8 protein-coding genes are annotated in these 12,346 nt (G+C 41.7%); 4 read left to right on the top strand and 4 right to left on the bottom strand.

Going from position 1 to position 12,346, the window contains the following annotated elements; all coding sequences use genetic code 11:
• Positions 1–38 precede the first annotated feature (38 nt).
• Entirely contained in the window at positions 39–1,349 is a 1,311-nt protein-coding gene (locus J3L18_RS03470) for an ammonium transporter (protein ID WP_129570756.1), read from the top strand.
• 138 nt (positions 1,350–1,487) lie between these two features.
• Here J3L18_RS03470 and J3L18_RS03465 read toward each other — a convergent pair whose 3' ends face one another.
• The 3 genes from J3L18_RS03465 to J3L18_RS03455 form a co-directional block, all read right to left on the bottom strand.
• Positions 1,488–2,087, bottom strand: a complete 600-nt coding sequence (locus J3L18_RS03465) for a DUF4468 domain-containing protein (RefSeq protein ID WP_129570757.1) — start codon at positions 2,085–2,087, stop codon at positions 1,488–1,490.
• Positions 2,088–2,159: 72 nt separating this feature from the next.
• A complete protein-coding gene (locus J3L18_RS03460) occupies positions 2,160–3,200 on the bottom strand; it encodes a porin (RefSeq protein ID WP_129570758.1) in 1,041 nt (346 codons plus the stop codon).
• A 332-nt stretch (positions 3,201–3,532) separates the two neighbouring features.
• Entirely contained in the window at positions 3,533–5,140 is a 1,608-nt protein-coding gene (locus J3L18_RS03455; RefSeq protein WP_090533028.1) for an ammonium transporter, read from the bottom strand.
• Between the two features lie 598 nt (positions 5,141–5,738).
• On the opposite strand from J3L18_RS03455, the gene J3L18_RS03450 reads away from it, so the two are divergent.
• Entirely contained in the window at positions 5,739–7,913 is a 2,175-nt protein-coding gene (locus J3L18_RS03450; RefSeq protein ID WP_091174334.1) for a glutamine synthetase III family protein, read from the top strand.
• Between the two features lie 205 nt (positions 7,914–8,118).
• Here J3L18_RS03450 and J3L18_RS03445 read toward each other — a convergent pair whose 3' ends face one another.
• The gene (locus J3L18_RS03445; protein WP_129570759.1) at positions 8,119–9,894 is read right to left on the bottom strand and encodes a chloride channel protein; all 1,776 of its coding nucleotides are present in this window, start codon (positions 9,892–9,894) and stop codon (positions 8,119–8,121) included.
• Positions 9,895–10,447: 553 nt separating this feature from the next.
• Here J3L18_RS03445 and J3L18_RS03440 point away from each other — a divergent pair.
• Together J3L18_RS03440 and J3L18_RS03435 are read left to right on the top strand one after the other, a co-directional pair.
• Positions 10,448–11,629 (top strand): AIR synthase related protein, encoded by a 1,182-nt coding sequence (locus J3L18_RS03440; RefSeq protein ID WP_189549370.1) that lies wholly within the window; start codon positions 10,448–10,450, stop codon positions 11,627–11,629.
• 19 nt (positions 11,630–11,648) lie between these two features.
• Positions 11,649–12,338, top strand: a complete 690-nt coding sequence (locus tag J3L18_RS03435; protein ID WP_129570760.1) for a sterol desaturase family protein — start codon at positions 11,649–11,651, stop codon at positions 12,336–12,338.
• Positions 12,339–12,346 lie beyond the last annotated feature (8 nt).

Genomic DNA, 12,346 nt, shown 5'->3' with positions numbered 1-12,346 from the left:
TACTCAAACCTTCATTTTTCCTCCCTTAAACCCAAAACATGAAAAAATTCATACCCTTCGGCATACTTTTAATTGTAATTGTATTAGCCCTTCTATACCCTTCAGTTACACTTACAACCATTAAAGACAGCAAAATTGATACAGGTGATACCGCCTGGCTATTAGTAAGTACCGCCCTTGTACTGATCATGACCCCCGGCCTGGCATTTTTTTATGGCGGTATGGTGAGCAAAAAAAACGTGTTGTCAACCATGTTGCAAAGCTTTGTTTGTATGGGTGTAATTACTGTTATATGGGTAATATTCGGCTTTAGCCTTGCCTTTGGCGAAGATGAGTTTGGTGGCTTTATTGGTAATCCCGGCACTTTCTTTATGATGAAAGGCACATTGGGCAACGCCACCTGGGAACTGGCCCCAACTATCCCGCTGATACTATTTGCTATGTTCCAGCTAAAATTTGCGGTTATCACCCCGGCCCTCATCACCGGCGCGTTTGCCGAAAGGATCCGCTTCAACTCTTATGTTATTTTCCTTTGCCTGTTCATGGTGTTTATATATGCACCCTTGGCTCACGCTACCTGGCATCCAAAAGGCTTCCTTTTCGGAAAAGGTGTACTTGACTTTGCCGGCGGCACCGTGGTGCACATGAGTGCAGGCTGGGCAGCTTTGGCATCAGCCATATATTTAAAGGGCCGTAATGAAACATCACACAATCCGGCCCGGATCAGTTATGTATTATTAGGAACAGGCTTATTGTGGTTTGGCTGGTTTGGCTTTAACGCAGGTTCGGCCCTGGGTTCGGGCACATTGGCAGCAACCGCTTTGGCAACAACCACTACAGCATCAGCCGCGGCTGCTATGGCATGGATGTTCTTTGATATCCTTCGCGGTAAAAAACCAAGTGTGTTAGGTGCCTGTATCGGCGCGGTTGTAGGTTTGGTGGCTATCACCCCTGCAGCGGGCTATGTAACTATTCCCCATTCATTAATTATCGGTATCGTAGCAGCAGTTGTAAGTAACCTGGTTGTGATTTGGAGAACAAAAACCAGCATTGATGATACCCTCGATGTATTCCCATGCCATGGCGTAGGCGGCATGGTAGGCATGTTATTAACCGGTGTATTTGCACACCAAAACGTAAACTCCGCCAACACAACCGGTAACGGTTTATTTTACGGCGAAACACACCTTTTCATTATTCATTTAATTACCCTTGTAGGTGTATCAGCCTTCGCTTTCTTCGGCTCATTCATCTTATTAAAAATCACCGACATGATCAGCACACTGCGTGTAACACCAGAAGAAGAGCTTGCAGGTCTTGACATCAGCCAGCACGACGAGGAACTATAACCAGATCCTACCCTACCTGATTAAACTCAATTAACAACATAAAAAATAAGCCGCACCCTGTACAGCGTGCGGCTCTTTTATTTCATCTTGCGCATTATCTACTGAAACTGCAAAACTGCAACTGCAAACTCAAGAAAACTACCATTCTTTAGTAGATACCCTTTTTACTTTTTTAACTTCCGCCGGCTTTTCAAGCGACGAGGTTTTAAGCATATAAGCCTTTAAATTATCACCTACATGCTTGCTGTTGCTCAGCACCTGGTTTAAACAGGCGTTAAAATCAACCTTTGATAATTTTTCCGACGCCTTTTCCAGGGCGACATCCTTGCCATGCATATGTTCCACATTACCATAACGGTTACGCTGATATGGCTGATAAACAAAATCCGTTAACCAATAACGGTATTTGCCATCTTTTACCTCTACTTTAAGCGTATAGCTTAGCTCACCGCCTTCACTATTACCCATCAGGCCTTTTTTGTTAACCAAAAAAATACCCGTACCGGTAAGCGCATTGCCATCCTTATCGGCCTTTGCCAGTTTAAGCACTTTTTTAGGATAGGCTTTAGTTAAAAAATACAATCCCCTGCTATAAAGCGAATCTGTAATAGAGCCGGGCTGGTCAACCGTTTTATAATAAATGTATTTATTATTCTCATCAAAAGCCAGTGAATCCTTCTGCGCGAAAGCGCCTGATGAAAAAAGGAGACCGACAAAGCCTAATAGTATCTTTTTCATGTAACAAATATAAAAGCCGCTCCGGATAATTCCGGAACGGCTCGTGATAAAAATAGATTAAATTATTTTTTTTTAGAAAGCGTACACAGCAGCTACAGCAAACTGACCGGCTGATTTTGAAGGATCGCCAGAGTGGTTCAGGAATGAAGTAGATGAGCCGTGATCTAACCTGATTTCAGGAATGAAAGTAAGCGGGCCTGATTTGATATTTGCAGTAAAGGTAAATGCTTTAACATTTTGTCCCGGAGGAGGGCCTAAAGTTACTAAATCACCTTTTTTAGTTTTAAAGTACTCGCCCCTTAAACCTAAAGTTACTGTTTTTGATACTGCTAACTGCGGATATAAAGCAACGCCGCTAAAACCACCACCATCATGCGGAGCTGAATAAGTAGCGCCGTTTAAGCCCAGTTTAAAGGCATCAGTAATTTGATAAGCGGTTGTTAAATCAACTTCGGTACCTGAAGTACTTCCGGTAGCAAGGTTAAGATAAGCAGTCCATCCTTTAACAGGAGATACAAACAACTGTGAGCCGAAAGTATTTACCTTATGCGTTGAAGTATAATTGTTCCAGGTATCATTAAAAATACCGGCCATTAAACTTACTTTATCGCTAAACGCGTAAGTTAATTTAACACCAGGGTTTTGGAACGGACCGTTGGTAAATAAATACGAAGTAGAGTAGTTAAAGTTACCTACCGGGCTAATAACCTCATAACCAATAAAGGTAGCCATGTAACCACCGGTAAGGTTTAATTTATCGGTTAGATCATATGATACGTACAAATTTTGAATGTGGAATGAATCGCCATTAGGACCATTAGGAATTGATTGGGCCTGGCCACGCGGACCAAATGAAAGCTCGCCCACAAAAGATGCTTTACCAACTTTTTTCTTCAAACCCAGATCAATCATGCCAATTGATACTGAATTATGATCACTTGCAAAGCTGGTAGGGATTTGCGAACCCTTATCAGAAAAATCATATTTATAATAGGTATCTACCGAACCGTAGATCACCAGAGGAGAATCTGAGGTTGTTTTAACCGTGTCCTGAGCCTTAACCGTAAAGGCCGCAATTGAAAAAAATGAGAAGAGTAGAAATACTTTTTTCATGATAACGATTTAATTGTGAATTGATAAACTATTTGTTAATTGTTGTTTTTTGGGATAAATACACTGTTATTATTTGATTATCAACACCTTGCAGTTAAAAGGATAGTTTATGTGTCGGCATAAAAAATCCCTGCACGATTGGCAACGGCAACGTCCATTTAAACAACTACTGCTGTTTTAATATGAAATGCTGTTTAGTCTTAAGCCTCCACCTTAGTTTAAAGTCAGAAATGAACTCCCGACTTTAAACTGAGGACTACAGGCTAATACTACCACTCTCCAACCGCACAAGGCATCAATATCTTTATTTAAGCTGTTAAGCTCCTATATGATCAGGCTTCAGAAGCAACCTTAGCGCCATTATCAAAAAGGCCGCTTAAGCTGATCTCATCATCCTGAACAGGGTAAACTTCGATACCGTGGTCAAATACGTCGATACCACCTGCGCCTGTTTCACCGTGTTCTTCGATACGTAATTTCCATGGATGACCTAATTTGTTGATCACAAACATCATCACATAAGTAATTACAAACACAGCAACGGTAATAGTTAAGCTACCTATAAGCTGCGCCTTCAACACATCAAAGCCGCCGCCATAGAACAAACCTGCTACCGGAGCAGAGTTATCTGCGCCTGTTGGGCCTGTAGCACCGTACTGACCTGAAGCAAATAAACCCAATGATAAAGTACCCCAGATACCGCAAAGACCATGTACTGACACCGCACCAACCGGATCATCGATACGGAACCACTCGATCAGGTAAACACCTGCAAATATTACAAAGCCGGCAACCACACCCAGCAGGATAGCGCCAAGCGGGCTTACCCAGTAACAAGGACAGGTAATTGCAACAAGGCCACCTAAAAATCCATTTATTGTAAAGGCCAAATCAAATTTGCCTTTAGTTGGGCCAAACCATAAAGCGGCAAGCATAGCAGCAAAACCGCCGGCGCAGGCTGCAAGCGTAGTGTTAGCAGCAACACGGCCGATACCCTGCATATCCATTGCTGATAGCGTTGAACCAGGGTTAAAACCATACCAACCAAACCAAAGTATAAAACCACCTACAGCAGCAACCAATAAGTTGTGACCTGGAGGTAAACCGCCTTTTTCTTTATCATCGCGGGCAAATATCCTGCCTAAGCGTGGGCCTAATACCATTGCACCAGCCAAAGAAGCCACACCACCAATAGTGTGTACTACTGTTGAACCTGCAAAGTCACGGAAAGGCTGAGCGCTTATTGATTTAAAGAAGCCTGAAGTTCCCATTAACGCAAGGAAACCATCCGGACCCCATGCCCAGTGACCGATAATAGGATAGATAAAGCCGGTAATACCGATACTGTAAAGAATATCGCCACGGAAACTGGTACGACCGATCATTGCACCAGATACGATCGTTGAGCAGGTATCAGCAAAAGCGTACTGGAAAATCCAATGTGCCAATACCGGGATGCCGGTTGAACCATAAGTTTCAGGGGTGTTTTGAAGGAAGAACCAGGTTTTGCCATCAGCACCACCCCAGCCAATAAAGCCGTTACCGTTGCCAAACATAAAGGCATAACCTACAGCATAAAATAGTAAACCACAAAGACAAGTATCAAAAATACACTCCATCAGCACGTTCACTGTTTCGCGTTTACGGGCGAAACCAGCCTCGAGCATAACAAAACCCGCCTGCATACCAAATACCAAAAAGGCAGCAACCAGTGTCCAAACAGTATTAACCGTGTTAATTAACGCTGTTTCATGGGCGGTGTACGTTTCGGCAGCGTTAGCTTTTGTGCCAAATACACCTGGCAAAACCATCATTGCGGCAAACACCAGCAATAAGCCAATCATTTTCCCTGTAAAAATGGTTGCTCCCAGCGCCCATTTTTCACGTGTCAGCTGTCGGACTGCACTTAGGAAGTTGTGTTTTGTAGAACCTACTTTCATCGTTTAATTTAGTTTGATTGTTTTTTAAAAATTAATTAGTTTGATTGTTGTATTTAAATTTAGTTTGATTGCTATCCTGAATTACAAAACCTTTTTCACCTCCAAATCTTCAATCCTGCCTTTAATCTTTTTCATTTTTTTATAAAAAGCATAATAATTGGTGTGTTTTCGTAAATTATTTTCTGAAATTAGGTAGTATTTTTAAGAATAACAAATTATTAATGATAAATTAATGGCAAAAAATAGAAAAATTATGAAAATTGCAAAAACAAGGCTCTTAAAATGTCATTTTTTAAACATTTAAAAATGATATTTTGAATATAAATTCATTTTAATCATTAAAAAAATTAAAAAATCTAATTTTTACAGTTTAAAATACAATTTAATCAGTTTTAAAAGCAAATAATCGCTCAAAAGCAATGAAAAAATACGATTTTATTGATTTCAGGCAGAACTTTTAGAATAATTAAGACTTTCCTTTAAATTATATCAGTTTTTTAATGATTAGGTGGTATGTTATATTTCACTTAATTTTGCCCGATATTTTAAAGGATAGTTATATTTTTGAACACTAACCTTTATTTAAACCTCATAAAATATGTCCAATATCCGTTTTAAAGCCTTACAGGATGTACTTTCAAGAACTATCCCTGAAGTAAAACCACCCTCACCAAAAATTTCCGATTATTTTGGGTCGAATGTTTTTGATAAAAAGAAGATGAAAGAATACCTTTCATCAGAGGCTTACCAGGGAATAGTAAATTCAATTGAAAAAGGTGAGCCGATCCCTCGTGATTTGGCAGAACAGATCGCTTCGGCAATGAAAGCCTGGGCTTTGGGCAAAGGCGCAACCCATTATACACACTGGTTTCAACCGCTTACCGGCACCACTGCCGAAAAGCATGACGCTTTTTTTGAGCCCACTGCAGATGGCGGTGCTATAGAACGTTTTTCGGGCGATGCCCTTGCACAACAGGAGCCTGATGCTTCAAGCTTCCCGAGCGGCGGCATCCGTAATACATTTGAGGCCCGCGGTTATACTGCCTGGGACCCTTCCTCGCCTGCCTTTTTAATGGCGCGTACCCTGTGTATCCCAACAGTGTTCGTATCGTACACCGGCGAAGCACTTGATTATAAAGTACCTTTATTAAAGGCACTCAACGTGCTTGATAAAGCGGCCGTTGATGTTTGCCATTATTTTGATAAAGGCATAGAAAAAGTAAATGCATCATTAGGTATTGAGCAGGAATACTTTTTGGTTGACCTGGCCTTATTTAATGCCCGTCCCGATCTTTATTTAACCGGCCGTACTTTATTCGGCCACATGTCGGCCAAAAACCAGCAACTGGAAGATCATTACTTTGGCTCGATACCTGAGCGCGTGTATGCTTACATGCAGGATATGGAAGCCGAAGCATTGCAATTAGGCATCCCGCTTAAAACCCGTCATAATGAGGTTGCTCCATCCCAGTTTGAATGTGCACCGATATATGAAGAGATTAACCTCGCCATCGACCATAACCAACTGTTAATGGATTTGATGGACCGTGTTGCCAGGCGCCATAACTTTAAGGTGTTACTTCATGAAAAACCATATGCGGGCCTTAATGGTTCGGGCAAGCACAATAACTGGTCGCTGATAACCAATACAGGCAAAAACCTGTTATCGCCGGGCAAAACGCCTAAAAACAACCTCATGTTCCTGGCCTTTTTTGTGAATACCATAAAAGCGGTACACGAGCATGCTGATCTGTTAAGGGCATCCATTGCATCAGTTAATAACGACCACCGTTTAGGCGCCAATGAAGCCCCTCCGGCCATTATATCTATATTTTTGGGCAGCCAGCTTAGCGACGTGCTTGATGAGATAGAAACATCCCGCATCAGCAAAAAAATCAAAGAAGAAAACCTGTTATGGCAGGGCATCCCTAAGATCCCGCAAATTTTGCCCGACAATACCGACCGTAACCGTACTTCGCCTTTTGCCTTTACCGGTAACAAGTTTGAGCTGCGCGCAGTAGGCTCATCAGCCAACTCGGCCAGCCCGATGACCATTCTTAACCTTATCGTTGCCGATCAGCTTAAAAAATTTAAATACGATGTAGATAAGCTGATGAAAAAAGGCGAGAAAAAAGATCTTGCTTTATTAATGGTGATCAAAAAGTACATCAAAGAATCAAAAAACATCCGCTTTGAGGGAAATGGCTATAGCGAAGAATGGGAAAAAGAAGCCGCGCTAAGAGGTTTACCCAATATTAAAACCACACCAAAAGCGCTGGATGCTTTAATAAACGATAAGTCTGAACATCTTTTTGCCGAAACCGGCGTATTCACCGTGCGTGAAGCGCATGCACGTCACGAGATCTTACTTGATGCTTTCTACAAAAAGCTACAGATAGAAGCCCGCGTAATTGGCGAAATGGTGATGAACGTGATTATCCCGGCAGCAATTGCTTATCAAAGCAAACTGATTGAAAATGTAAAAGGACTAAAAGATATTGGCCTGGATAAAGCAACTTATGCTTCGCAGCTTGACATCATTAACAGGATCTCTGAGCATGTGAACTTCATTAAAACCAATACCGAGCAAATGGTTAACGAGCGCAAAAAAGCTAACGTTATCGACGACCTTCGTCAGCGCGCTATTGATTACGATGAAAAGGTAAAATCATTCTTCCAGCCTATCCGCTACCATGTTGATAAACTGGAGCAACTGGTTGATGACCGCCAGTGGCCGCTGCCTAAATTCAGGGAGCTGTTGTTTATTAAATAAGATATTAACACGAATTGCCACGAATTAAATCGAATTACACCAATTATAGTTCGATAAATTTTGTGGCAATTCGTTTTTTATTTTAATCCCATAATCTGGCTGTGCAGAATTATAACCTGAGCTACCAGGCCCCTATCTCCTCTCTTAATTCTCACAAATAAGCAAGGCAATTCGTGAAATTCGATTGAATTTGTAAAATTAGTGCCTACGCAAACAAATCACTCGCCTTATGCTGTTCAATAATCACAGCCCTGTATTTTGACAGCAATGCCGATTTGGATATAAAGCCGATAAAAACCTCATCTTTTACTACCGGTAACTGCCATACGTCAATGGCATCAAAGGTGTCCATAACGCTGCTGGCCGGTTGATCATAATCAATTATAGCCGGTGGCTCAATCATGATATCGGCTATATTTTCATCCGCGATATCTTTATTGAACAGGCGCCGGCGAATGTCGTCTATCAATACAACACCTTCAAGACTCCCATCCCCTTTAAGCACCGGGAAAATATTAGCATCGGTTTTGGCCAGTACCTGGTAAAATTCGCCAACCGGCATTTGTTTATCAACCGGGGTGTATTTGCGGTTAATGATGCTATCAAGCATTATACTGTTAAGCATGCCATAATCCTGCCCCGGGTGAATATTATTATGATGAATCAGCTGGCTCCAGTACATATTATGGGGCGATGAGTAACGCGATATGATGTATGACATAGCTGATACGATCATGAGCGGGATAAACAGCACATATCCACCGGTAATTTCGGCTATCAAAAATATAGCAGTTAAGGGTGCATGCAATACACCGGCCAGGGCCCCCGCCATACCCACCGCAATAAAATTAACCGTATTTAAATGTATCAGCCCGGTTTGATTAACCCCATAAGCCACAAACAAGCCCAGGAAAGCGCCGGTAAATACCGTAGGTGCAAATGTACCGCCATTGCCACCGGCACCAATGGTAATACCCGCAGCAATGATCTTGGTAAACACGAGTGCCCCTATAAATAACAGCATGATAAGCGGTTCGGAAAGCCAGTTGGCAAAAAAGCTTTCTTCCTTTAATACATTGATATTACCATTTAAAATTTCGGTGAGATAATGATACCCCTCGCCAAACAATTGAGGAAACACAGCAATGATCAACCCTAATATCACACCGCCACCAACTGCCCTCACATATCGGTTTTGTTTTTTAAGGATCCCTCCTTCAAGTTTACCCCCTACTTTGGATATGTATATCGCTATCCATCCGCTTAATATGCCAAGCAGCACGTAAAATGGCAGGGCGTTCATTGCCCAGCCTTCGGTAACCAGATGGAACAATTGCCCCGAGTATAATAATTTGGAAACCACAACTCCTGTAGCGGAGGCTATTAATAAAGGTATAAAGGTGGGAATGGTGATCTCTCCTATTAATATCTCCAACGAAAAAAGCACCCCGGCAATAGGGCTGTTAAATACCGCAGCTATGCCCGCCGAACATCCTGCAGCCAACAATACCGTTTTTTCATAGGGTGTAAGCTTAAAAAACTTACCTACATTTGAACCGATTGCTGTACCCGTACAAACAATAGGCGCCTCCAACCCTGCCGAGCCACCGAAACCTATGGTTAATGAACTGGTTATTAAATGCGAATAAATATTATTGGCTTTGATGTTTGAACGGTTCTTTTTGATATTGATGAGCACCTTACCTATCCCTTTTTCAATCTTATCGCGATTGATCAGGTGTTGATACAGCACCGTACCCAAAATGCCTATTGCAGGTAAAAACACATATGCTATATGATAATACAGGTGCGAAGAGATATTCCGGCTTAACTCTTCCATTAAATGCACTAAAAACTTAAGGGCAACGGCGGCCAGTCCGCCCATAAAACCTACAAACACGCTGCAATAAATTAAAAAGTTACGTTGACTATTGCGTTTTAACCGCCAGCGGTTTATTTTGTAGGAAAGCGTTTTTAACATAAGAAGTATATACTACCAATTCTGCTGATGAAGAGTTATGAGCGCGAATTGTTTTCAATTAAGCTGATAAAACAGACTAATGACGTGTATTAGTCGATTTGTTACAAATTAACACAATTCAGGGCAATTTATATTCATTAAAGTAAATAGAGGTTAATTTACAACAACTAATTAATTATTAAACTTGCGTCTATAGCTTATTATATGTCTTTAAGAAACCAACAGATTGAACACTGGTTTAATCGAAAATACGACGTAAAGCCTAAAGCCGGCTTTAGAAAATGGTTAAAAAAGCAGCGGAACCGAAAAATAAGACAATCACCTAAAACCGAAATACCAGACATCAAGTATGAAGGATGGGAATATTAAAAACTCCCTGTTAAAATTCGCCGATTTCAAATTATCTATAATAGTAGTTGCAACCACAGCTATTCCATAATTTTTTAAGTCTAAAACACATTACAGTTTTGGCACTACAAGTATAATGCTCCTAAGTCCCCGACTTCAGATAGCTGAGGTAAGGAAATTAAGGTTAATAGCATTATATTTGCCCATGATTTCTTCGCAAAGATATGATCAGCGTGGCGTATCAGCCTCCAAAGACGACGTGCACAATGCCATAAAAAATATCGACAAGGGCGTTTTCCCAAAAGCTTTCTGCAAAATAGTACCCGATATCTTAACCAACGATCCTGAGTATTGCAATATTATGCATGCCGATGGTGCCGGTACCAAATCGTCCCTGGCGTATACCTACTGGAAAGAGACAGGTGATATCTCTGTATGGCGCGGCATAGCCCAGGATGCCATCATCATGAACCTTGATGACTTGCTTTGTGTTGGCGCTACAGATAATATCCTGCTGTCATCAACCATCGGCCGCAATAAAGGACTCATTCCCGGTGAAGTTATTGCCGCTATCATTAATGGTACCGAGGAAATTTTAGCCGAACTGCGCGAGGCCGGCATAGGCATCTACTCCACCGGCGGCGAAACTGCTGATGTGGGTGACCTGGTACGTACTATCATTGTTGATTCGACAGTTACCTGCCGTATGAAGCGCGAAGATGTGATTTCCAACCACCGCATTGAACCCGGCGACGTTATTGTAGGCCTTGCCTCGTACGGACAAGCCAGCTATGAAAAAGAATATAACGGCGGCATGGGCTCAAACGGCCTTACATCTGCCCGCCATGATGTGTTTAATAAAACCATCGCCGATAAATTCCCCGAAAGCTATGACGCGGCCATCCCTTACGAGCTGATCTTTTCGGGCAGTAAAAACCTTACCGACGCTATTGACATTGGCAACGGTGAAACCGTAACGGCAGGCAAGCTTGTTTTAAGTGCGACCCGTACCTACGCGCCAATCATTAAGCAAATACTTGATGGCTACCGCAGCCAGGTTCATGGCATGGTACATTGCAGCGGCGGCGCGCAAACCAAAGTATTGCATTTTGTAGAAGGTTTGCATATTATAAAAGACAACCTGTTCCCTGTACCACCATTGTTTAAACTCATTCACGAGGAATCAAAAACCAGCTGGCAGGAAATGTACAAGGTATTTAATATGGGGCACCGTATGGAGCTTTATGTACCTGAAGCTATTGCTGCCGACCTGATCAATATTTCAAAAAGCTTTGGTGTTGATGCACAGATCATTGGCCGTGTAGAAAAGGCAGATACTAAAAAAGTAACCGTGACATCGGAGTTTGGAGTGTTTGAGTACGAGTAAATAATAACGACATAAATTTATGCTGAGGTTTTTGGCTACTTTGTCCCCATTAAAATTATGGGCGATATTTTTAGCCGAAAACCTTTTTGTTACTACCCTGGCCCTGCTATTCGGATGGTTGATCTTAAAACTATCCAACAAACCAATAAAATGGGCAAGCCGAAACGAGATTCTGGTATGCATGTTAACCAATGCCATCAACACAGCGATCACCTATGCCGGTTATTGGCTTTTTAAGCACAACTATATAACACTCACGTTCCAGTTAAAGTGGTACACCCTTCTTGATTTCTTGCTCTTATTTATGCTGATGGACCTGGCCATGTTCATTTTCCATTACTTCATCCACCACTCAGTTATTTATAAAGCGATCCACAAATTTCACCATCATTACACCGATCCTATCCCTATCGACTTATTTGTTCTCCATCCTATCGAAACGATTGGCTTTGGCTCTTTATGGCTTGTAATATTGGCTCTTTATGGTTTCAATTTCTATGCGGTACTGATTTACCTTACAGCCAATGTATTTTTCGGTATCATGGGCCATTTAGGTATCGAACCCGTTCCTGCCTCTGTTCGAAAAATGGCTCCTTTTAAATATTTAGGTACACCCTCTTTTCACCATCGGCATCACCTGGAAATTGATTTTAATTTCGGCTTTTATACCAACATCTGGGATAGGTTATTTAAAACTTATAAGCCTTAAACAATAGG

This window comes from Mucilaginibacter gossypii (assembly GCF_017569325.2).
Taxonomy (GTDB): Bacteria; Bacteroidota; Bacteroidia; order Sphingobacteriales; family Sphingobacteriaceae; genus Mucilaginibacter; species Mucilaginibacter gossypii.
This window is presented reverse-complemented; position numbering and strand designations above follow the sequence as displayed.